Annotated in this window: 21 protein-coding genes; 6 read left to right on the top strand and 15 right to left on the bottom strand. The window is 44.8% G+C overall.

The window, feature by feature from the left end:
* Positions 1–108: 108 nt before the first annotated feature.
* Together porT and ubiE are read right to left on the bottom strand one after the other, a co-directional pair.
* Entirely contained in the window at positions 109–810 is a 702-nt protein-coding gene (gene porT / locus AC1DFM_RS03295) for a type IX secretion/gliding motility protein PorT/SprT (RefSeq protein WP_477075296.1), read from the bottom strand.
* The gene (gene ubiE, locus AC1DFM_RS03290; RefSeq protein WP_477075295.1) at positions 783–1,529 is read right to left on the bottom strand and encodes a bifunctional demethylmenaquinone methyltransferase/2-methoxy-6-polyprenyl-1,4-benzoquinol methylase UbiE; all 747 of its coding nucleotides are present in this window, start codon (positions 1,527–1,529) and stop codon (positions 783–785) included. The genes porT and ubiE overlap by 28 nt, the downstream gene beginning before the upstream one ends.
* 76 nt (positions 1,530–1,605) lie before the next feature.
* Here ubiE and yihA point away from each other — a divergent pair, with 76 nt between their 5' ends.
* Entirely contained in the window at positions 1,606–2,214 is a 609-nt protein-coding gene (yihA, locus tag AC1DFM_RS03285) for a ribosome biogenesis GTP-binding protein YihA/YsxC (protein WP_477075294.1), read from the top strand.
* A 68-nt stretch (positions 2,215–2,282) separates the two neighbouring features.
* On the opposite strand, the gene AC1DFM_RS03280 is transcribed toward yihA, so the two are convergent.
* From AC1DFM_RS03280 to AC1DFM_RS03230, 11 genes are all read right to left on the bottom strand, one after another.
* The gene (locus tag AC1DFM_RS03280) at positions 2,283–2,666 is read right to left on the bottom strand and encodes a hypothetical protein (protein ID WP_477075293.1); all 384 of its coding nucleotides are present in this window, start codon (positions 2,664–2,666) and stop codon (positions 2,283–2,285) included.
* A gap of 10 nt (positions 2,667–2,676) precedes the next feature.
* Entirely contained in the window at positions 2,677–3,165 is a 489-nt protein-coding gene (locus tag AC1DFM_RS03275) for a hypothetical protein (RefSeq protein ID WP_477075292.1), read from the bottom strand.
* Positions 3,166–3,315: 150 nt separating this feature from the next.
* A complete protein-coding gene (locus AC1DFM_RS03270; RefSeq protein ID WP_291922597.1) occupies positions 3,316–3,789 on the bottom strand; it encodes a ribonuclease H-like YkuK family protein in 474 nt (157 codons plus the stop codon).
* Positions 3,790–3,984: 195 nt separating this feature from the next.
* A complete protein-coding gene (locus AC1DFM_RS03265; protein WP_477075291.1) occupies positions 3,985–4,362 on the bottom strand; it encodes a CoA-binding protein in 378 nt (125 codons plus the stop codon).
* A gap of 18 nt (positions 4,363–4,380) precedes the next feature.
* Positions 4,381–5,328, bottom strand: a complete 948-nt coding sequence (locus AC1DFM_RS03260; protein ID WP_477075290.1) for a TIGR01777 family oxidoreductase — start codon at positions 5,326–5,328, stop codon at positions 4,381–4,383.
* Positions 5,318–5,686, bottom strand: coding sequence for a hypothetical protein (locus AC1DFM_RS03255; RefSeq protein ID WP_477075289.1), 369 nt, complete (start codon positions 5,684–5,686; stop codon positions 5,318–5,320). Before AC1DFM_RS03255 ends, AC1DFM_RS03260 begins: the two co-directional genes overlap by 11 nt.
* Positions 5,687–5,731: 45 nt before the next feature.
* On the bottom strand, positions 5,732–6,238 hold the full coding sequence (locus AC1DFM_RS03250; protein ID WP_477075288.1) for a GbsR/MarR family transcriptional regulator: 507 nt from the start codon (positions 6,236–6,238) through the stop codon (positions 5,732–5,734).
* A gap of 167 nt (positions 6,239–6,405) precedes the next feature.
* Entirely contained in the window at positions 6,406–8,055 is a 1,650-nt protein-coding gene (locus AC1DFM_RS03245) for a pyruvate dehydrogenase complex dihydrolipoamide acetyltransferase (RefSeq protein ID WP_477075287.1), read from the bottom strand.
* 118 nt (positions 8,056–8,173) lie between these two features.
* Positions 8,174–10,123 carry a DNA polymerase III subunit gamma/tau gene (locus AC1DFM_RS03240; RefSeq protein ID WP_477075286.1) on the bottom strand — a complete coding sequence of 650 codons (1,950 nt, stop codon included), beginning with the start codon at positions 10,121–10,123 and terminating at the stop codon, positions 8,174–8,176.
* A gap of 88 nt (positions 10,124–10,211) precedes the next feature.
* The gene (locus tag AC1DFM_RS03235; RefSeq protein ID WP_477075285.1) at positions 10,212–12,329 is read right to left on the bottom strand and encodes a M48 family metalloprotease; all 2,118 of its coding nucleotides are present in this window, start codon (positions 12,327–12,329) and stop codon (positions 10,212–10,214) included.
* A gap of 283 nt (positions 12,330–12,612) precedes the next feature.
* A complete protein-coding gene (locus AC1DFM_RS03230) occupies positions 12,613–13,779 on the bottom strand; it encodes a hypothetical protein (RefSeq protein ID WP_477075284.1) in 1,167 nt (388 codons plus the stop codon).
* Between the two features lie 63 nt (positions 13,780–13,842).
* Here AC1DFM_RS03230 and AC1DFM_RS03225 point away from each other — a divergent pair, with 63 nt between their 5' ends.
* The gene (locus AC1DFM_RS03225) at positions 13,843–14,460 is read left to right on the top strand and encodes a hypothetical protein (RefSeq protein ID WP_477075283.1); all 618 of its coding nucleotides are present in this window, start codon (positions 13,843–13,845) and stop codon (positions 14,458–14,460) included.
* A 9-nt stretch (positions 14,461–14,469) separates the two neighbouring features.
* Positions 14,470–14,982, top strand: a complete 513-nt coding sequence (locus tag AC1DFM_RS03220) for a GNAT family N-acetyltransferase (RefSeq protein WP_477075282.1) — start codon at positions 14,470–14,472, stop codon at positions 14,980–14,982.
* Positions 14,983–15,088: 106 nt separating this feature from the next.
* On the opposite strand, the gene AC1DFM_RS03215 is transcribed toward AC1DFM_RS03220, so the two are convergent.
* Positions 15,089–16,693 (bottom strand): DUF6600 domain-containing protein, encoded by a 1,605-nt coding sequence (locus tag AC1DFM_RS03215; protein ID WP_477075281.1) that lies wholly within the window; start codon positions 16,691–16,693, stop codon positions 15,089–15,091.
* A 331-nt stretch (positions 16,694–17,024) separates the two neighbouring features.
* Between AC1DFM_RS03215 and pnuC the strand changes: the two genes are divergently transcribed.
* A complete protein-coding gene (gene pnuC, locus AC1DFM_RS03210) occupies positions 17,025–17,678 on the top strand; it encodes a nicotinamide riboside transporter PnuC (RefSeq protein ID WP_477075280.1) in 654 nt (217 codons plus the stop codon).
* A gap of 23 nt (positions 17,679–17,701) precedes the next feature.
* Positions 17,702–18,589, top strand: coding sequence for a DUF4349 domain-containing protein (locus tag AC1DFM_RS03205; RefSeq protein WP_477075279.1), 888 nt, complete (start codon positions 17,702–17,704; stop codon positions 18,587–18,589).
* Between the two features lie 88 nt (positions 18,590–18,677).
* Here the strand turns inward: AC1DFM_RS03205 and AC1DFM_RS03200 are convergent, their stop codons facing one another.
* On the bottom strand, positions 18,678–19,904 hold the full coding sequence (locus AC1DFM_RS03200; protein WP_477075278.1) for a purple acid phosphatase family protein: 1,227 nt from the start codon (positions 19,902–19,904) through the stop codon (positions 18,678–18,680).
* 329 nt (positions 19,905–20,233) lie between these two features.
* Here AC1DFM_RS03200 and atpD point away from each other — a divergent pair, with 329 nt between their 5' ends.
* On the top strand, positions 20,234–21,736 hold the full coding sequence (gene atpD / locus AC1DFM_RS03195) for a F0F1 ATP synthase subunit beta (protein ID WP_477075277.1): 1,503 nt from the start codon (positions 20,234–20,236) through the stop codon (positions 21,734–21,736).
* Positions 21,737–21,738 lie beyond the last annotated feature (2 nt).

Here is a 21,738-nt window from a genome sequence, read left to right as displayed (position 1 = left end):
ACAAATTACGAATTACGGATTTGTGAAAAGATATAAGCGCAGGTAATCTTCGCGTTTACTATCTACCCACAAATCCGTAATTCGTAATTTGAAATTCGTAATTCTTTCTTATCCTTCCAGGTGGATGGAAAATACGATCATGCGCGATTGTAACTTTTCTACTACATTGGAGTAGCGCAGGTTCGGATCTTTTACAAGTACGTTACCGAAGCCATTGCTGATTTTGAATTCAGGGGAGAAAATGAAGCTCTCAAAGTAAAACTCAAACCCGGCGCCCACTTCATAGCCATAGTCGCCTTTCCGGATCTTCACCAGATCATCTGCCCGGCGTAAACGGGCATTGGAGGCCAGGTCATAGTCGTATTTAAGACCAGCAATGGTATATACCCGCATATTGCCGATCCGGTCCGATTTGAACTTGATCTGCATCGGGAAGCTCAGTAAAATAGATTCTATTTTTTTCTCCGTATCCTGTGGTTTAGGATAGGTATCGCGGTAATACAGATTTTTGGAGGCAAAGATGAGCTGCGGATTAAAACGCAGGTCAAAATGCTCTGTCAGCCTGGCATTGGCCAGCAAGCCGAGGTTGAATCCCATCGTTTTCAATGGCTCTGCTATCATGATAGAGTCAGTGGCCAGGAAGGCGGGAGAGTGCTCGAGTTTAAAATAGGACTGGTTGGCAGCCAGCGTAATGCCAAAGTAATAGGGTTTTGCATCATGTTCAATCATATTCATATTGGTTTGCGCCTTTGCGGGAAGCATACCAATCAATAAAATGAATATCAGCGCGTAGCGCAGTAAATGGAACATATGCCGAATGTTAGCGTTTTGCATGTAACGGCCTGGAAACGGGTGTTAGTTAAAATAGTTCTCATCGCTTCACCCTGCGGAAACGCTTTCACAGATTCTGGCAGATAACTGTAAGCCGCCTGGCTCTTCGCTATCCATTTCCCGAGCAGCGGTGTAATATAACGAAAATACAGATTATATAATTGTTTAATAGGAAAAACAGTGGGATTGGAAAATTCAAGGATTACCAGTTTCCCGCCTGGCTTTAACACACGATACATGTCAGATAACCCCTTTTCCAGATTTTCAAAGTTACGTACGCCAAAAGCCACTGTTATGGCATCAAACGTCTGGTCCGGAAAACTTATTGTTTCGCTATCGCCCGATTGAAGGGTAATTTTGTCCGTTAAGCCCAGTTTTTCGATCTTTTCCCGGCCATGATTTAACATCCCCTCAGAAATATCAATGCCCACAATTTTGTCCGGATGAAGGGTCTTCTCTGCCATAATCGCAAAATCGCCCGTGCCGGTAGCTACGTCCAGCATGAGTTTGGGCTGAATCGACTTCAAATACCCCAGCGCTTTTTTACGCCAGATAATGTCGATTCCCAGCGACATAAAATGGTTAAGAAAGTCATAGCGAGGAGCAATATCATCAAACATGGTCGCTATCTGCTCCTTCTTGCTTAATTTTGACCCTTCAAAGGGAACAATCTTCTGAACATTTACATTTTCTGACATAGTCCGCAAAGTTAAAGAAATGTAGGTTGTAAATACGGAGATCCGGGTTTTTTAATGGAACAAAGCAAATATCATTATGGTAATTAAGTCAGCAGAATACCTTGTCAGTAGTCCGGATTGGGAAAAGTGTCCCAGCCCGACATGGCCTGAATATGCATTTATAGGCCGTTCTAACGTGGGGAAGTCTTCGTTGATCAATATATTGGCAAACAATGAAAAATTGGCCAAAACTTCCGGTACACCCGGTAAAACACAGCTGATTAATCATTTTGCCATGAACAAAGCCTGGTACCTGGTAGATTTACCAGGTTATGGTTTTGCTAAAAGAAGCTTGTCGCAACGCCGCCAGTGGGAGCAAATGATTGAAAACTACCTCCGTAAACGCCCTAACCTGGTGAGCGTATTTGTATTGATCGACAGCCGCCACCAGCCACAGAAAATAGATGTCGACTTCGTAAACCAGCTGGGCGAATGGAATATCCCCTTCAGCCTCGTATTTACTAAAGCTGATAAAAGCACCCAGGCAGAAGTGAGCAAAAATGTAAAAGCTTTCCTGAATAAAATGAAGGAAACCTGGCAGTTCCTGCCGGCTAATTTTGTGACTTCCACAATAAAGAAAAGCGGCAGAGATGCCATCCTGAATTATATCGACGAAATGAATGCGCAGTTCAGAGCTATTGCCTGATCCTTAGCTGCTAAAAATATAAGGCCTGCATACCGTGGTGTGCAGGCCTTTCTTATTTATGCTGAAACCTATAATGCTTTTTTATAAATCAACTCCAATGCATCCGGATCAGGACTATTCAAGTGAAGCAAGCCATCTTTTATGTGGATGATGTATACTTCCCGGTTACCAATTTTTAACTGCCAGGACCCGTTGCCATTGCCGCCTACCTGCTCTATACGATAGGTATCGGCATTGAGTTGTAAATCGTCCACCAGCAATTTATAAGTGCCACCCTGGAAGATAGCGGTTTGTTTACTGGTGATGGGAGTGCCTTGTCCACTGAGGCCGCCGGTAGTGGCAATTAAGGTCCATTTTCCCTCCAGCTGTGATGCTGGTGTATTGTCTTCTTTTTCACAGGCAGAAAAAAGTATAAGGAACAGTAATACTACCAGCGGATATTTATTTTTCATTAGCAATGCGTTAAAGATCTAATAGCTTGTTATCAGCGATCGTTTTATTGATGTTTTTCAGAAAGCTATCTATGTAAGACACCGGCAGCGTGCTGCTATGGCTATCTATGTCGAATTGGGTGGTGTCAGCCGGCGAAATCTGTATGTAAGCAAATGTTTCGAAAGAGTCGTCTGCCGCTCCTCTCAGGCTATAACTGCCTTTCTTCGGATCAGCTTTAATAGCCGCCCGTGGAAAGCTGCCGAGGTATTGCTTCAGGTTATTATGTATGTTAACTGGTAAGGTGACAATAGTTGGATTACCGGAGGTATACGTAACGATATAACTGGCTGATTCCGTAATCTGTAAGGTTTTGACCGTTGTACCGGGCACATTAAAACCACCGATGCTGACAACTAATTTATCCCCTTTGAGAACATTTTCTTCGTTGTTATGCTTGCAGGAAAAAAGACTGACAACTACCAATAGCATTACTGCTACCAATGATTTTGGTGATTTCATAATAAGGTATTTAATACATTAAGCGCAGAAGCAAAAGGAAAGTTACAATCCGGGTAAAGTTTGTAACGCTAGATAAGGAGGGAGAGAGAGCCACGTGACGTGATCACACGTCAGGAAAATATTTGAGAGAGGTACAAAAAACAGGGCGCCTTAATTCACTACTTTATTGGCGCAGCTGCTGCTGGCAAAGGCTTCTGGTTTGGCTTTGAAGGCAAAGCCCATACCGAGAATATAACCCATTGCTTCACGCAATGCCAGGTTACTTTTGAATTGAGGATTGGTATTGATGTCAGCGTGTACTTCCATGTCTACATCATATTCAGTAAACAGGTCGCACAACTCATACGCAATCTCAATACTCTTCGCTACTTCTACGAGCATACGCTCTTTCACAGAGTAGCGGTCTTTGGTTTTTTCATTGTGGATAAACATAAATCCGCCATGACCTTCCCGCAGGAAAACAATCACGGTAGCGAATTCTGTATCCAATCCTTTTACCTGGGAATCAGTACCAATGCACACTTTCAAACGAAAGCCCCTGGCGGTTTCGCGGACAATGGCCTGCCGTACTTCTTCCTTGACCGGAAGGTGGATGACCTCTCCATTAAATCTTCTCCATTGCATAAAATGTATATTAAAGGGTGAACATGCAAATTGAGTAATGCTATAATGCCTGCCTGTTGAAGTAATTCCATGCGTTGGATGGGGGTAACAATATGGGATGCTTTCATTGGGGGATAACAGCAATATGTACGAATATACGAAAAAGCTGTTAGCAAACACTAACAGCTGAATATTAAAAAAAGAAGAAGGAACAAGCTAAAACTGGCCGGTACTCAGCAATACAAGCGTACAAGCTTCTACGGGCTGAATATTATTTTGCTTCGCAATAGCTTCCAGTTCTTCATTTTCTGCACCCGGATTAAAAATAATGCGGCGCGGATGCAGTTGTAAGATGTAGTCGTAGTAAGCTTTCTGGGCTACCGGGTTCAGGTACATCGTTACGGTGTCCACCTGCTCCAGTGGAGGATGTTCCGTAATCACCGGAATGTCGCCAATACTGGCTGGCCTGCTGCCAATAGCTACTACCGGATGGCCTTTGGCAGTGAGCCGGTTTACCGCCATGTTACTATATCTTTCCGGATTGGGTGATGCACCCAATACTACCGTGAGTTTTTTATCGTCATTGGTTTCCATACCACTAATTTACGGAATTCAAAACAGTTGGTAAGCGTGCCGCGGCAGATGCGCCAGGATGTCGCGAAACGCAGGCTTTAACGCCGGAAAGTTAAACTGGAAGCCAGCCTGCAATGCCCTGGATGGAATCACCCACCGGCTTTTTAACAGTAGCTCCGTTTCAGTACCAATCATAAAGGCGCCTAATTTTAGCAAGAGAACAGGCGCTGGCAACCCAAAATGCCGGCCACTGGCTTCCCGCAATGACTGCATAAATACTTTATTGGTAACGGGGGTAGGGGCGGTACAATTAAAGGTGCCGCTAAGGGCCTCATTTTCGTATAGCCATGCCATCATCCGGCAAACATCGGTAATGTGTATCCAGGTGAACATTTGTTTGCCACTGCCCTGATGCCCACCTAGTCCAAATTTCACCAGATTCAGGTAAGGCTGCATCACACCGCCCGCTTGCCAGCCAATAGTAACGCCTATACGTAGTATAATTTTCCGTGTATGCGGCAACGTGATATCATTGAAAGTTTGTTCCCATTGTTTACATACCTGTACAGAGAAGTCATTCGCCATTTCCCCATTAAATTCGTCCATCGCACGATCGGTTGCATGGCGGTAAATCGTAGCGCTGCCTGCATTGATCCATACTTTAGGTGGGTGCTGTAAAGTACGTATAGCCGCGCCTAATACAGCGGTGGCCTGCAACCGGCTATCCAGTATGGCTTGTTTGTTAGCAGGCGTATAACGGCAGTTGACGCTTTTTCCTGTGAGATTGATGAGCAGGTCGGCCTTTTCCAGTGCTTCACCCCAGGCGCCAGGGTTTTTGCCATCCCAGGGCACATAGCTAATACGACCAACAGCCGGACGCGGACTACGGGTCAGAATAATAATATCGTTGTCGCTGCCGAAATAATCAGCCAGGCTCCTGCCAATAAACCCTGTTCCGGCGGCTATTACAATGCGTTTATGCTTCATGGCGATGAGTGGGTTTAAGTATTTCATAAAACGTAAGCAGAAAGTAGTAGCCCATTAATGGAATGAGACTGTATAGCAGCAGGATCATGCCTGCCAGCGCGTAATCAACTTGCGCAAACCGCAAAATCGTAAGGATGGCGTAGCATATGAAAACAAGCAATACCCACCAGTTATATATCTTCCGAAAAAGAGAAGCAGAAAATAAGAAGTGAATAAGACAGCTTAAAAGCTGGTAAAAGAAGAGATCGATCATCAGAAGGCTACGTGTTTCATCATAAACAGGAGCAAGGGCTAGCAGCAGTAAAAGCAGCTGGATGATCACATCCACCAGCAGCACTATTTTTTCTTTTATTTTCATATTTCAGAATTTTCAGAAAAAAATGAAATATTGGGGCAAAAAAAATTATTTGATGAGTTTTAGCAAACTACTATAAAACCAGCTTTCTTCTGATTTAATGAACGCACCAATCGTTCTATCTGTCTGTTGGGCAAACTTGGTGATATTGGCAATAGAATCCTTAAAGGCCTTCATTTCTTTGTCTTTCGGATCGCCTTCGGCCTGTTGTAGTTGCAACAACACTTTCATGATAGGATCGAGCTCACGTTTCTTCCTTTCACGGGCAATGTAGGTAGCCACTTTCCAGATATCTTTTTCTGCCACAAAAAACTCCTTTCTTTCGCCAGGAATGAGGATACGCTCCACCAATCCCCAGTTAATCAGTTCCCGCACGTTCATATTGGTATTTCCACGGGAAATATTCAGCTGCTCCATGATATCATCTGCCGACAACGGGTCCGGCATTACCAGCAACAACGCATGAATTTGCGCCATCGTACGGTTAATGCCCCATTGAGCACCCAAAGATCCCCAGGTTTGAATAAACTGTGCTTTTGCTTCCACTAAGTTCATGTAGGTTGTAATTTATATAGCGTTTGACAATTTACAAGCTCAAATGTATATCAGGTTTTTGAACTTTCAAAATCTAATGAAACATTTTACGCCGGAATGACGGGAAAGGGCATAAAAAAAGGCGTCACGCTCATAGCGTGACGCCTTTCGTATAACGATGATGTCTTTTATACCAGCATAGTTACCGGATTTTCGAGGAATCCTTTCAGGGTAGCCAGGAAACGGGCACCTACGGCTCCATCCACACTTCTGTGGTCGCAGCTCAGTGTCAGCTTCATGATGTTGGCCGTTTTCACCTGACCTTTTTCCACGATAGCGGTTTCAGTGATATTACCTACTGCCAGGATCGCAGAATCCGGCGGGTTGATAATAGCAGTGAATTCATCGATACCAAGCATACCCAGGTTGGAGATGCTGAAAGTATTGCCGCTGAATTCCTGTGGTTGCAGTTTCTTGTTTTTAGCTTTGTCGTAAAGACCTTTTGCATCAGCAGCAATCTGGCTCAGTGTTTTCTGATCAGCAAAGCGGATAACCGGTACAATCAGGCCTTCTTCAATAGCTACTGCAGAACCAATGTGTACATGTTGATTCTGACGGATGAAATCTCCCATCCAGCTGCTGTTAACTGCAGGATGCTGACGCAGTGCCATCGCAGAAGCTTTGATCACCATGTCATTGAAGGAAATTTTCACCGGAGAAATTTCGTTTATGGATTTGCGTGCTTCTATAGCTTTATCCATATTCACATCTATCTTCAGGTAGAAGTGAGGAGCAGTAAACTTGCTTTCGCTGAGGCGTCTGGCAATTACCTTACGCATTTGTGTCAGCGGAATATCTATAAATCCTTCCTGTCCGGCTGGTACAAAGGCTGGAGCTGCAGGAGCAGCGCTGCCGGCGCTTTGTTGAGCAGGAGCCGTTGTTTTAGCAGCAGGAACGAAGTTGTCCACATCTTTCTTAATAACACGGCCACCATCACCTGAACCAGGGATCTGGCTAATGTCAAAACCTTTTTCCTCTGCTACTTTCTTAGCCAGCGGAGAAGCTTTAACACGACCATCAGTAGTACCAGTGGCTACGGCAGCAGGAGCTGCAGCAGCGGTAGCAGGAGTACTACCAGTACCATTCTGTGAAGGAGCAGCAGCTGCAGCAGGTGCTGGCGCACCATTTTCAGCAGCCAGTATTGCGTCTACATTAGTACCCGCTTTACCAACAATGGCAATAATACCATTTACTTTGGCAGCATCTCCTTCTTTTACACCTATATATAATAAAGTACCGTCAGCATAGCCCATTACTTCCATGGTCGCTTTATCAGTTTCCACTTCCGCCAGTACATCATCATTTTTAACTACATCGCCTACTTTCTTATTCCAGGCAACTATTTTACCTTCTGTCATGGTATCGCTCAGGAGCGGCATACGGATAACAGTGGCATTTTTCAACGCATCTTTTAAAGCAGCATCATCAGCCGGTGCAACAGTAGCAGCTGGAGCAGCCTGTGGTGCAGGCGCAGCGGCAGCTGGAGCAGCAGCAGGTGCACCCCCTTTATTATCTTCCAGCAAAGAAGTATAATCTTCTCCCGGTTTACCTACAATGGCAATAATTCCGTTTACTTTAGCCGCTTTCCCTTTCTCTACACCAATATACAGGAGGGTTCCTTCTGCATAACCCATCACTTCCATGGTTGCTTTATCGGTTTCCACTTCAGCTATAACATCGTCTGCCTTTACTGTATCGCCCACCTTTTTATGCCATTCCGCAATCACCCCTTCCGTCATCGTATCACTCAAAAGGGGCATTCTGATAACTTCTGCCATAGTGTTTTATTCAAAATTTTGTTCAAACCTACATGTTTTTGCGCAAAAACGCAAAGAAGGAATTGTAAACTGTTTAAAAATGTCTATCTATCGTTAATATTTAATTACAGTAGCCGGACTAGAAATCCAACTCCATATTAAGTCTGTCTTTGAGCTCTTTTACCAGGGGATATTTCTCTGACATTTGCTGGAATTGTTCCCTGCTGGATAACGGAGCCGGGCCAATATCCTGCGTTTGCTGGCTCTCGTCCAGTTGCAGCGTCAGCACAATGGCCGGGTTGTTGAACTTCTTTTTCAGGAACTCGGCAATAATCAGTTTCTCTTCTTCCATAAAACGGAACTGCACAATATTGCGACTTACAATCCCTACTTCCGCCACTCCCAGCAGCTTCAATTGAGCCAGCTGTAAGTTACTCACCACCGTCATTTTGTTGGCCTGCCGGTACAGATCGATAAATTCTTCCCAGTACACATGGATAGCTCCCTGCGTGATAGGAATTACCTCGACTTGCGTAGTCACCTGTTGTTTCGCCGCCATCGCTTCTTTCATGGCGGCCAGTCCTGTTAGTTTGCTGGCCGGTGCCGCCGGTGCGGTGGTATTACTGGCTGCAGGAGTAGTAGCAGGTGCTGGTGTGGCAACCGGAGTAGCCGGTATATGAGTGGGAGGTGCTGTCACGGGTGGCGCCGGTGCTGCGGTTACTGGCGTTGCTGGTGCCGGCCGTGGTGGAACCGGTGCAGCTACAGGTGTTCCCGCCACTGCCGGATTGCCGGCAGGTGCTGATGCTCCGCTGTCTACCGTTAAACGGGCGGCAGGTGCAGTGGGGATGCTTTCTGTAGTAGCTGGTTTATCGGTGATGGTTTTGGCGGTTACCGGCTGGGCAGCAGGAGCGCGCAGCTTTTGTGGTACCGAACCATCAGGAACTAATTTTTTTTTTGCTACCTCTCCGGTGCTGTCATCGCTGACCAATGTTACGGCTTGTTGCAGGTAGCACAATTTAATGAGTGCCATTTCCACATGCAAACGCTTATTGCGCGCCATGCGGTAATTGATCTCAGTTTCATTGAGCAGGTGCAGTGCTGTAATCAGGTAAGCCGGACTTATCTGACCGGATAGCTGCTTATAGCGATCTTTCAGATTGCCGGATACTTCTACCAGGTGTAAGGCTTTCTCTTCTTTACACAGTAAGAGATTGCGCAGGAATTCTGCCCATCCGTTCAGGAAGTTATCTCCTTCAAATCCTTTCTGTAAAATTTCATCAAACAGGAGCAGGGCGTTGGCAATATCCTGTTGTAATACGCAGGTCATTACCCGGAAGAAATAATCGTAATCCAGGATGTTCAGGTGTTCCAGCGTATTTTGATAGGTAAGATGTCCGCTGGTAAAGCTAACAATCTTATCCAGTGTGCTCAGGGAGTCACGCATACAACCATCGGTTTTCTGCGCTACCAGGTGCAGGGCATCTGCATCTGCCTGAATATGTTCTTTGGTACAGATTTCCTGTAAGTGGTCTACCGTATCCTGTATGGTGATACGTTTGAAGTCGAAGATCTGGCAACGACTCAGGATAGTAGGTAATATTTTATGTTTTTCTGTAGTAGCCAGGATGAAGATCGCATAGGAGGGCGGTTCTTCCAGGGTTTTCAGAAATGCATTAAAGGCGGAGGAACTGAGCATGTGTACCTCATCTATAATATAGATCTTATATTTTCCTGCCTGTGGTGCAAAACGCACCTGTTCTACCAGGGTACGGATATCATCTACCGAGTTGTTGGAGGCGGCATCCAGTTCATGAATGTTAAACGAACTGCCTTCATTGAAGGATTTACAGGAATGACATTCATTACAGGCTTCCCCATCCGGCTGCAGGTTTTCGCAGTTAATGGTTTTAGCCAGGATACGCGCACAGGTAGTTTTCCCTACTCCGCGAGGTCCGCAAAAAAGGAAGGCATGTGCCAGCTGATTGTTGCGGATGGCATTTTTGAGAGTGGTGGTAATATGTGCTTGTCCTACAACAGTTGAAAAGTTCTGTGGACGGTATTTACGGGCTGAAACGATAAAATTCTCCATATGACTGCTACGCTTTCGCGAGCGTCGAAAATACGCACAAATTCAGTAAGAGAAAAATACACCGCAGGATCAGCGCTGACACAGGGTTTTATTCTACTGCGTGTAAGGTTAAAATAAATTCCAGGTAAGCTTTTTTTAATAATATGATTCCATTGTTGTAATGCTCCATCATCAAGGAGCTGATTTCATGCAACTCCTCTATGGCAACGTAATTCGGGATCATATCGTCCATAAAGGAGCAGTCCTGTTGCCAGAACTCCTGCAGCTTCTGGTGAAGGTCGTCAGGAAAAGCATGATAGAGCGGGGAGTTGCAGATGTTTTCTGCCATCATGCGAAAACTCCAGCATTCCGCAGATAACTCGTCAAATAGGGTGGGCATATTTTCCAGCCCATGATCACCTCCATTAAATAGTATACTGATGCAATGTATGATCCGTATTACCTGATCATTCAGCTGGTGGCCGGTTTGCTGATATTCCAGTAACTGCCCGTATTCCTCCTTTAATCGGGCCGCCATGGCCGGATCTTTTTGCCACGCCAGCGAATAGTGGTATCTGAAGGCCGTTTCATCCTGCTGTAGCAGCCATTCCTGCTCTTCCACTACTTTGGCAGATAACATTCTGGCCAGCTGCCTGGCCCGGGGAGCACTATATTTTTGCCCGTCAAATTCAAAGTGCCGGGTCTGAAACTGCCCGCTGCTGATGGCCTGCAGGGTTTCTGCATCCTGGCGGTCCCGGTAAAATGCCCGCATTCGGGCAATGGTGTCCGAATGGTATATCTCCCGAAGACTATATTTTTTTATTTCTTCCGGAGATAACAACCGCGTATAGGCTGCTGTCATTTCGTTGAATGGCCGGTTGTCATAGTAGTCGTTGAATACACGCGGATATTCATATAGCCGGTGACGTTGGGATAATTCGTCGATATACGCCGCCGGACTTATTTCCGTAAAAGTGTCTGCTGTGGGGGAAATAGTACAATGATATACCCGGGCTGTCATTTGCTGCTGCAATAGCTCTGGCTCATTAAACAGCTCCCACGCGCTGTTATCAGGCATCGGGCAGGATACATCCGCCTGCAGAAAATGCGCCTCCCGGTCTTCCCGCGTTAAATGCGAAGTCCACTGCTCCCGCAGCTGTACACGGCTTTTCAGGAACGTTTGAAAATAATGGTTGTTAATAACCGGGAGTCCGGAAGGGTCCAGTGATAGTTGATTTTGGACAGCATAATAATGAATAAGCGCACGCTGCACGCTGAAAATATTGGAAAACCGCACCGTTTTTTCTGCCAGCTCCGGTAATTTATGAAAGCAATGATCCAGGCAATAGCCGCCCATCTCTACACGGCGTAAGCTACTCACAGCAGTGTTTGTGCTGGTAAGCCCTACGGCCACCGTATCCGTATAAAATTCCATCTCCCGGCTCAGGGTGAGGTACTGTTGATTAATCAGGAAATATATTTTCCGCAGTACCCACTGCATAAAATTCAATATCTGAGTGGTAATGTGGGCAAAGAAACTTAGCAGGCTGCCACCGTTACTCCAGCGTATTTCCATTTCTGTCCATCGCTCGTTTTCATAAAGCATGTTGTACAATACCTTATTCAGGGAGTAGATATAACTACCCAATTTCATACTCCGCCGCGAAAAGTGCGCGAACTCATGAGCCAGCAGCATTTTAAATTCACTGATATTCACGCTGTTAATAAGCCCCAAACCAATCTCAAGGTTTTTGCGGGCGGGGAGAAACAGTCCTAAAAAGCTGGAATTATAAAAGATAGTGGTGTTCATATCCGGTACCACAAACACTTTATTCGGAAAGCGCATCCGCGTTTCTTTCACCAACCGGGTAATGAAATCAAATAAATCAGGATGGCTATCTGCAAAAATCTGTGTGCGGTACGGGTTAACAGCAGGCCGTTTATTAAAAAGAAATTTGATGAGAAAAAACAAAACCATCCCTCCCAGTAACACAAGACTTGCTCCTGTGACGCCGGAAATCCAGGTAGGATACGTGCGGAATAGTATTATTCCTCCTGATATACAGGCCACTGCCAGGGCAATAGCCGTTACTAATAATACCACGTAGAGAATAAAGAACAACACAACGCAGCTAATGGCCTTCATTATCTGTTGCCTAAATAATAACGTGGGTTGAATGAGTGCCAGATTCGCATTTTCCGGACACCCAGGGTATAAGTTGGTCATAACAAAACATCTGGTTAGATACGATCGTAACTGCCAAAAGGGATTTAAATGTAGGTAATATTCATAAACTTATCCGCTATCAATGCCCAATCGGATATTGATATGGGTAGATGTATTAAGGTACTGATTTGGCTTTTAGCGCATTGGTCTAATGTATATTTTTTATAATAATATATCTGAATGTCTGTAGTATGGGACTAAGAGGGGAAAAGAATGATTAGGGGGAAGCAGCAACGGATAAACCTCTCCGGATACAGGAAGTATCTGTATCCGGAGAGGTTGCTTATCCTACCATAGGATGTCTTTTATACGGTATAGTACGGTCAAATAAATAGCGGTAGGTGGTAAGTATTCTGGATGGCGTTGCGCCCAAACTTTCTGCTACATTTTGCATTCTGGGGTTAAAATCGCCGATCCATTGCATTTCGTAATCTACGTAATGCTCGCTGTTGTTTTGAATGAGTTTAGCACCTTCCACAATCATGTAGGCGTCTATGCCTTTGCCTTGATACTCCGGAATGATTCCAAATATCACCCCGATTATTTTTTTGCAGTAACCGGTTTTTTTCAGCCACAGAAACTTGAGTTTTTGCAACAGTCCAAACTGGCCATTCATATGTTTAACAAATTGGTTCAGGTCCGGGAGATTGAGCCAGATAGCAATTGGTTCGTCGTGATGATATACAAACCAGGCAATCTTCTCATCCAGCAATGGTTTCATCTGTTTGAAGATAGCGAGTGCCTGTCCCTTCCCCATTTCTTTACCGCCGGCATGTTGCGCCCAGGCCTTGTTGTATACCGTGCTGAAAGCTTCTGCAAATTTGGGCAATTCGTTCTTCTTAATATGTACCGCTTTGAAGGCAGGATCTTTGGCAATAGTATCATGCCGCTCAAAAAACTTGGGTTGCAGCTGATCGCGTACTTTCATACCATAACAGATCTGGTTAAAAAACAGTTGGAAACCATACTGTTCAAATAAGCGGACATAATACGGCGGATTGAAATTCATGCAGTAAATAGGCTCGTGGAATCCCTTGGTCAGTAATCCCCACCAGTTATTGCGCTCTCCAAAGTTGATAGGACCATCCATCGCCTGCATCCCTCTTTCCTGCAACCATTGTTTAGCGGTATCAAATAGCAGGTTGGCTGCCTCCTGGCTATCAATACAGTCAAAGAAACCTACACCTCCTACCGGGCATTCGTCTCCTTTGTTTTTATATTTCTTATTTACAAAAGCTGCAATTCTTCCAATCAGCTTTCCTTTGTCGTCTTTCAGTATCCATCGTATCAGTTCTCCGTGGCGGAATGCCTTGTTGTGCTCCGTATCAAATACGATGTTGATATCCTTATCCAGGGGCCTTATCCAGCCCGGTACATCTTTATTCAAAATGATATGTACATCGAGAAATTGCCTGGCTGTTAGTTCATCGTTTACAGTAATCAGTTGCATTGAAACCATTTGTACAAATGTAATAAAAACTGTATTGGCATTATTTTTTCTCTTTCACACCACATGAAAAGAACATATGTTTATCCTGTTATATTAGTGCTGCTGGTAGTTATATTTGGGCTGGGCTACTGTCAGCAACAACGACACGTCCGCAAAGTACTATCTGAAAATCAACGCCTATGGAACGAAAACCGAGATTTACGCAAAAGCCTGGATCAGTCTGGGGCAGTAGATACGCAAATTGCTAACCACCAGGCGGTACAACAAAGGGTAGCCGGACAGTTTATTGAGCGCAGGGCTTATTACCGCCGCAATTGGCGACAGTTTATTGCCGTAAGCGCCGGTGAATACCGCACAGGGTTACTGGGAGGTATTAAAGACCTGAGCGTCATTGTTAATAACCAAACAGAATATGCATTGGATAATGTGGTGGTGAAAGTGGAATACATGCGTAACAACAACGACGTTTTTAAAACAGAGCAATATACCATCAGCAATATTCCTGAAAAGGGTACCCGTAGCATCGCCGCTTCCAACAGCCGGAAGGGTAGTAAAGTGAATGTAGTACTAATGAGTATTACCAGTCAACCCATGAACTTTTGCTGGTCTGTTAACAAACCCGTTCCTGCCGGTAATCCTGATCCATTCGAATGTGTGCCTTCCGCTAAGGATAATCAGTAACTTAGCGATATGATTGAGATGAAACCAGTGAGTATTGCGGATGCGGCAATACAAGACCTTTATGAAGAGGCTTTTCCTAAGGAAGAAAGAAGGCCATGGCCCTGGCAGTTATCGCTCATGGCTGCCGGCAAAATCCAGATATTGCGTATCAGCAAAGGGGATCTTTTCGCTGGCTTTGTGTTTTACTGGAAGCTGCCCTTGTTCAATTTTATAGAGCATTTCGCTATTCATGAAAATGCCCGTGGCGGAGGCGCAGGGACGCAGGTGATGCAGTTGCTTGAAAAACAGTTAGGTACCATTGTGCTGGAAGTAGAACCACCTATAACGGAACAGGCTATACGTAGAATTGCATTTTATGAACGATTGGGATATCAGACTTTTCAAGATTCCTATGAGCAGCCTCCTTATTATCCTGAATTTCCTCCGCTTGCGTTGCGCATTATGCATAAAGGATTTCCTCCGGGTGAAGCTGATTTTACAACGGTAAAAGACCAGCTTTATCAGTACGTCTACACAAAATAAAAAGTACGAATGAAGAACCGGATAAGCAGGATGTTATCTCACTAAACATCCATATCGGTTATCATTCGTACTTTTTTATTTTAAACAACTTCAGCGTTAGCTGTTATTATCCTACCCGTTGTGGCCTTCCCTGACTTTGATCCTGTTGTGGTTGTTGACGTTGTTGTTGCTGTTGTTCTCTTTGTATGCGCTGTTGTTGTTGTTCCTGTTGTTGCTGCTGCAGTTGACGTTGTTGCTGTTGTTGTTGCTGTTGTTCCCGCTGAATACGCTGCTGTTGTTGCTGTACCCTCTGCTGTTGTTGTTGCTGCTGCTGTTGCTGTTGTATACGCTGTTGTTGTTGCTGTTGCTGTTGTACCCTTTGTTGTTCTATCCTTTGCTGCTGCTGCTGTTGCTGTTGTTGTTGATCCCGCTGTATGCGCTGTTGTTGTTGCTGCTGCTGCTGTTGCTGTTGCTGTTGTATACGCTGCTGCTGTTGCTGTTGTTGCTGCTGTTGATTGAATGATCTGTCTGGTGTACCTCTGGAAGGTCTGTTGTAATCCGGGTTAATATTACCAGGTTGTGTATTACCATTATTACCAGGATTTACTCTTCCGTTGTTATTATTTACTGGCTGATTGTTATCACGGTTAGGATAAGTGATCCTTCCTCCACCATTGTTTCCGCCATTATTTACCGGCTGATTGTTATCGCGACCAGGAACAGTGATTCTTCCTCCACCATTGTTCCCACCATTATTTACCGGCTGATTGTTATCGCGACCGGGAACAGTAATCCTTCCTCCACCATTATTTCCGGTATTGTTATTTCCGGTATTACCTGGTGTAATACGGTTAGGCCGGCTGTTATCTATTGATTGAACCGGTCTGTTACGATCGGCATCACGGCCTCTTTGGATAGCAGTAGCATCCGGGCGGAAAATCTGCAGGCGGTTGTTGTCTATTCTGCCACTACCGGGTGTGTTCGTATTTTCTACTCTGACTGGTCTGACTTGCTGGCCGGAATAACGCTGTACATCACGGGCATCCGGTCCGGTATATACTCTGTTACCACGATAGTTGTTATAGTTATTGATAATGGTGGTGTTGTTAATAATAGTTACGTTGCGGCTATTGTTAACATAGTAGCTGTTAATACTCCGGCTACCGATGTATTGTCTGGGTACAAACGCCCAGTAAGCGGCAGGTGCATTATAAGAATATTGTGGTCCCATTGGTGCCCATCCGTAGTAATCGCCACCAGTTCTCCAGCTTACCCAAGCCGGACCCCAGTCGTTACCTGGTACCCACATCCATCCCTGGAAGTCGTCATATAACCAGCGGCCGTAGTGGAACGCAGCCCAACCCCATGAATAATCAGACATCCAGGTCCAACCATAGTCAGTATATACCCAGTGTCCGTTTGTATAGTAAGGTCTGAAATCGCGGCCTGCATTAGGTATCCATACCTGGTCATATCCAGGATAGCTTACCCAGCGGCCGTAAGGGCTCAATTGATCATAAAAGGAAATGGAACCGTTGATTTGTACCTGCGGGCCAGATCCATAAGAAGAGCCGTATTGATCATTGTAGTTGCCTTGATCATTGTAATTGCCCTGACCATTGTAGCTGCCTTGATCATTGTAGTTGCCAGGTGCGTAAGTTGATGCGCAACTGCCTAAAAAGAAAGATATAAGTAACAGGGATATACCTGTATATTTCATTAATCTGTTCATAACTTCTGTTTTTTTAGTCCTGAGAGGTTGTTGTAAGACCCTGGAGATGTCATGAATGTTGTTGTGTGTAAATTTATTTTATCTCAACAAGCATTTTTTTAATGGTGTTTTTGAATACTATTTGCTGGCGGTATCATGATGAAATGTTAAAGGATATTGTTAAAAATTTTATAACGCTTTTGCTGCAGTTCAGGCGTCTATAGGCTATATGACAAAAATGATTCCAAAATATTTTTCGGTTGTAACCGCTTGTTATCCAGTGTTAAACGAAGCAGTTATGGGAAAAATAAAACATTCCTGTAATATTGCAGCAGTCGAATTAAATTATACAATGAACTCACTTTTTAGTATTGATCATACCTTCTTTACCGCGTTGGGATATTCTGTTAGTTATATAGAGTTTATTGGCACATTAACAGGGTTGCTCTGTGTATGGCTGGCGGCCCGTGATCATATACTGACCTGGCCTATAGGCCTTATCAATGTAAGTTGTTTCTTTCTCCTTTTCTGGCAATTGCAGTTGTACGCCGATATGTTTTTGCAGATTTACTTTTTCGCGACCGGCGTTTATGGCTGGATATTCTGGTATCAGAAACAGCCTGAAAATGAACCGATATATGCTTTGTCAAACAAACGGAGATGGCTGCTGGGAGGCGCTGCTATCCTGCTTTCTGGTATAACTGGTTTCGTGATAAGTCGTTTACATACCTGGTGGCCGGGTATATTTGAACACCCAGCCGCTTATCCTTATACAGATTCGCTGGTGGCTGTATTGAGCGTAATGGCTAATCTGCTGCTGGCAAAGCGTATTTGGGAAAACTGGCTGCTATGGGTGTTGGTAGACGTAGTAGCCACCATTATTTACTTCCAGAAAGGGGTTAAATTTTTAGGGATAGAATATTTTATTCTGCTCGTAATAGCTACGCTGGGACTCATTAAATGGGTGAAAGCATATAAACAGCAATCTATTCAAACCAATTTATAAACAACACTATATTTCTCTGACCTATGTTAACTGTTAAGCAAAAGTTCCGGCGTTTAGCCATGGCGTTTATAGGCCTTTTTATCGTGATGTTTCTTTTTAGAATACTCTATGGCTACACCTATAAGGGCGTGGAGTATGAGGAATCCGGAGGTCGTGGATTTTTATCGGGTATTGAGGGGAAACGGAAGAACTATGCTTCTGAAAAAATGAAGGACTATAGTCCTGCGAAAGGTGCTACTGCTGCATCATCCAATATTACCAATAATCAGAAATACGAAAAGGTAGCCAGTGTGCGTGCAAAGTCATCGCATTTTACGGAGGATGAAAAGCTGCTCCACCGCACGGTTAAACAGTTTGATGCGATTGTACAATATCAGCAGGAGTCAGGGAATAAGGGCAGCCGGGAAATTCAGATGTTGATTGGGGTATTGCCGGAAAAGTTTGATTCATTTTATCATGCAGTGCAGGGCATTGGAGCAATAAAGCATACAGCGATTACCAAAACAGACAAGACGAACGAATACCGTAAGCTGAATGCTAAGAAAGTATCGCTGGAACAATCGCTGGTATCGCTGAATGAGTTGAAGAAGAAGCCGGGAGAAATCAGGGAGTTTATTGATCTCGATACCCGGATATCGGAGGTGGAAACGGAGTTACAGGGACTGGGTGTAGAGTTAGGCAATTTCGATTCCGAAAATGAATTCTGCACAGTACAATTTTCTATGTACGAAGGAAGTGCAGATAAAGCGATAGGGGTAGTAACCCGGCTGAAAGTAGCGCTGGATTGGACGATTAAGTACTACGCAGTATTAGTGGTGAGTATTTTTGCAGCAGTAGCTGCCTCCTGGATATTGTTGAAAGTGGCTGTACTGGTGACTACACTGATAGCAGCGACAAAAAAAGAAATATAGAACGAAGCAGAAAGCCATTGTAGTGAGAGATCAAAGCGTATAATATCCGCTGTGGTTACCCACTACAATGGCTTTCTGATTTCAGCTTTTACACGGTATATTCTCCCACTTTAGTTCCATCATCTTTCAGCATGGTGAGTACCAGTTGCTGTTGATTGGCTTTTATTTTAATCAGGGTTCTTGCGCCGTCTTTAGGGCCGCCACCAATGATCAGCGGGTATTCGTGTTGTCCTTTTACCGGGGCGTATACGCCGTATTGGTGGGTATGTCCGCAAATCAGGATATCGATTTTGTGTTTGTTGAACAGGTCGCCAAATAGTTCACGGCAGTGTTTTACGCCGTGCCATTCGCCGGAATGGTAGTGTGGGATGTGCATCATCACGACTTTATGTTTCGCCTTTTTAAAGGCGGGGCTTTGCAGCTGTTGTTCCAGCCAGTGGGCCTGTTGTACCCGGTAGGCGTCAAAGTCAACGATGCCCGCATATACCGGGTGTTCATCTTCTTTATCTTCTCCCGTATCTAAAACAATGGCAGATACTGGTCCGATGGTAAAGGTGAAATAGTTGCCATGGCCAGGATTGTCGAAGTATTGGTGCCATTCTCTGGCATACTTACCACGGGTTTCATGGTTGCCTCTTACATACATAAAAGGCGTTTGTGTGGAAAAGGTATCGCCGCACGGGGTGAGCATATGGTCAATGATTTGTTGCTCATCGGCCTGGTAGTCGAATACATCTCCGTTAAAAAATACAAAGTCGTATGGATCATTCCCGTTCAGTCCCATCAGGTGTGGGATGGAAGCGGGGCGGTCGTGGATATCGTTGATGATCACCCAGGACACTTCTTTTGCCTGCGGATTGGGAGCAGTGAAGGTATAGGTATCGCTGCTGATGGTTTCCCCGTAGGTGAGTTTATAGGGTTCAAAAGAGAGGATATCTTTTGAGTACACCTTATAGCTGTATTTTTTTCCTGGTTCCAGGTGAGGGAGTTCGATGCGGTGGAGGCGGTTGTTGGCGTCTACCAATCCGTTGGTGATGCTGTGGGCTTTTTGGTTAAGTTGTCCGTCGGTGCCATACTCCACCCAGCTGTAGCAGGGGCGTCCGGTGAGCCACATCACGGAAATACTGTTTGGGCCGGGATATTGGAGGTAGGGCTTGCACAGGAATTGATGTTCAGGGGCGGCGGTGGGTGACTGGTTAGCGAGGCTGCCTGCTTTGGCAACGGCGGGTACCAGTCCGCTGATACCGATCAATCCTGCTGTGGAAAGATGCCCAAGGAATGACCTACGGGATTGTTCACTGTTAGCTTTTTTCATATTTATATATTATATATATCAGGATAGTGGCTAAAAATAGTAAACGGATCAGGAAAAGGGCGCTATTTTTATATGGACGGTGGGATTATTTATAAATAGTAAATATTTATAATTTGACAGACTCCGCTTTGCATTGCCGGGGAATAAAAGTTTATTAATGAGAGAAACGTGGAAAAATGGGCCGGGAAAAGGTTTTTTTTCATCGTTAGCGTTTTGATATTCACCTATTAACTCTTACCTTTGCGGCAAATTTTGGAGACTGTAGTGACGTATTGCTACGGTCTTTGGAACAGTTACATTTTAGTATTTTTATAAACCGCTTTAAAAATATGCCTAACACAGGTAAGATCAAACAAATTATCGGTCCCGTGGTGGACGTGCACTTTGATGACAAATTGCCCGAAATCTACAGCGCATTGGAAATTACCCGCGAAAATGGTCAGAAGGTAGTATTGGAAGTACAGCAGCACCTGGGTGAAGACAGTGTGCGTACCGTAGCGATGGACTCCACAGATGGTATGGTTCGTGGCATGGCTGTAGTTGACAAGGGCGCGCCTATTAAAATGCCAGTTGGCGACCAGGTTAAAGGACGTTTGTTCAATGTGGTAGGTGAAGCGATTGACGGATTAGGTGATATCGATACTTCAAACGGTTACCCTATTCACCGTGAACCGCCTAAATTTGAAGATCTGGCAACTGAAACAGAAGTACTGTTCACTGGTATTAAAGTAATTGACCTGATTGAGCCATACGCAAAGGGTGGTAAAATTGGTTTGTTTGGTGGTGCCGGTGTGGGTAAAACTGTATTGATCCAGGAGCTGATCAACAACATCGCAAAAGGTTACGAAGGTTTGTCCGTATTCGCCGGTGTAGGTGAGCGTACCCGTGAAGGGAATGATCTGATGCGTGAGATGATTGAAGCGAACATCGTGAAATACGGTGATAAATTTAAAGAATCAATGGAACACGGTGACTGGGATGTTACCGCTGTAGATAAAGAATTACTGAAACAATCACAGGCTACGTTTGTGTTTGGTCAGATGAACGAACCACCGGGAGCACGTGCACGTGTGGCCTTGTCTGGTTTGACCCTGGCAGAATATTTCCGTGATGGAGATGGCACTACAGGTGGTGGTAAGGATATCCTGTTCTTCGTAGATAACATCTTCCGTTTCACCCAGGCAGGTTCGGAAGTATCCGCGCTGTTAGGTCGTATGCCTTCTGCAGTAGGTTACCAACCAACCCTGGCTACTGAAATGGGTCTGATGCAGGAACGTATCACCTCCACTAAAAATGGTTCCATCACTTCCGTACAGGCGGTTTACGTACCTGCGGATGACTTGACGGATCCAGCTCCGGCAACTACTTTCTCCCACCTGGATGCTACCACCGTATTGGATCGTAAGATCTCCGATCTTGGTATCTACCCTGCGGTGAGCCCGCTGGAATCAACTTCTCGTATCCTGTCGCCGGCTATCGTGGGTGAAGCTCACTATAACTGTGCTCAGCGCGTGAAAATGATCCTGCAACGCTATAAAGAACTGCAAGATATTATCGCGATCCTCGGTCTGGATGAATTGAGCGATGAAGATAAACTCACCGTATCCCGTGCGCGTCGTGTACAACGTTTCCTGTCACAACCTTTCCACGTGGCAGAACAGTTTACCGGTCTGAAAGGTGTACTGGTACCAATCGAAGAAACTATCCGTGGGTTTAACATGATCATGGACGGTGAAGTAGATGAGTATCCTGAAGCAGCTTTCAACCTGGTAGGTAACATCGAAGCAGCTATCGAAAAAGGTAAGAAATTACTGGAAGCAGCGAATAACTAATT

The sequence above is a fragment of the Chitinophaga sp. 05T412 genome, from assembly GCF_056396465.1.
Note: the sequence above shows the minus strand (reverse complement) of the source record. Positions and strands in the feature narration are given on the sequence as shown.

Excerpts from the sequence above, each read along its gene's own strand:
- AC1DFM_RS03235 (WP_477075285.1), bottom strand. The coding sequence starts at position 12,329 with ATGACCAACTTATACCCTGGGTGTCCGGAAAATGCGAATCTGGCACTC.
- AC1DFM_RS03215 (WP_477075281.1), bottom strand. The coding sequence starts at position 16,693 with ATGAACAGATTAATGAAATATACAGGTATATCCCTGTTACTTATATCT.
- AC1DFM_RS03280 (WP_477075293.1), bottom strand. The coding sequence starts at position 2,666 with ATGAAAAATAAATATCCGCTGGTAGTATTACTGTTCCTTATACTTTTT.
- AC1DFM_RS03270 (WP_291922597.1), bottom strand. The coding sequence starts at position 3,789 with ATGCAATGGAGAAGATTTAATGGAGAGGTCATCCACCTTCCGGTCAAG.
- AC1DFM_RS03250 (WP_477075288.1), bottom strand. The coding sequence starts at position 6,238 with ATGAACTTAGTGGAAGCAAAAGCACAGTTTATTCAAACCTGGGGATCT.
- AC1DFM_RS03220 (WP_477075282.1), top strand. The coding sequence starts at position 14,470 with ATGATTGAGATGAAACCAGTGAGTATTGCGGATGCGGCAATACAAGAC.
- AC1DFM_RS03200 (WP_477075278.1), bottom strand. The coding sequence starts at position 19,904 with ATGAAAAAAGCTAACAGTGAACAATCCCGTAGGTCATTCCTTGGGCAT.
- AC1DFM_RS03240 (WP_477075286.1), bottom strand. The coding sequence starts at position 10,123 with ATGGAGAATTTTATCGTTTCAGCCCGTAAATACCGTCCACAGAACTTT.
- atpD (WP_477075277.1), top strand. The coding sequence starts at position 20,234 with ATGCCTAACACAGGTAAGATCAAACAAATTATCGGTCCCGTGGTGGAC.
- AC1DFM_RS03225 (WP_477075283.1), top strand. The coding sequence starts at position 13,843 with ATGAAAAGAACATATGTTTATCCTGTTATATTAGTGCTGCTGGTAGTT.
- AC1DFM_RS03275 (WP_477075292.1), bottom strand. The coding sequence starts at position 3,165 with ATGAAATCACCAAAATCATTGGTAGCAGTAATGCTATTGGTAGTTGTC.
- AC1DFM_RS03255 (WP_477075289.1), bottom strand. The coding sequence starts at position 5,686 with ATGAAAATAAAAGAAAAAATAGTGCTGCTGGTGGATGTGATCATCCAG.
- AC1DFM_RS03260 (WP_477075290.1), bottom strand. The coding sequence starts at position 5,328 with ATGAAGCATAAACGCATTGTAATAGCCGCCGGAACAGGGTTTATTGGC.
- AC1DFM_RS03205 (WP_477075279.1), top strand. The coding sequence starts at position 17,702 with ATGTTAACTGTTAAGCAAAAGTTCCGGCGTTTAGCCATGGCGTTTATA.
- AC1DFM_RS03265 (WP_477075291.1), bottom strand. The coding sequence starts at position 4,362 with ATGGAAACCAATGACGATAAAAAACTCACGGTAGTATTGGGTGCATCA.
- pnuC (WP_477075280.1), top strand. The coding sequence starts at position 17,025 with ATGAACTCACTTTTTAGTATTGATCATACCTTCTTTACCGCGTTGGGA.
- porT (WP_477075296.1), bottom strand. The coding sequence starts at position 810 with ATGTTCCATTTACTGCGCTACGCGCTGATATTCATTTTATTGATTGGT.
- AC1DFM_RS03230 (WP_477075284.1), bottom strand. The coding sequence starts at position 13,779 with ATGCAACTGATTACTGTAAACGATGAACTAACAGCCAGGCAATTTCTC.
- AC1DFM_RS03245 (WP_477075287.1), bottom strand. The coding sequence starts at position 8,055 with ATGGCAGAAGTTATCAGAATGCCCCTTTTGAGTGATACGATGACGGAA.
- yihA (WP_477075294.1), top strand. The coding sequence starts at position 1,606 with ATGGTAATTAAGTCAGCAGAATACCTTGTCAGTAGTCCGGATTGGGAA.
- ubiE (WP_477075295.1), bottom strand. The coding sequence starts at position 1,529 with ATGTCAGAAAATGTAAATGTTCAGAAGATTGTTCCCTTTGAAGGGTCA.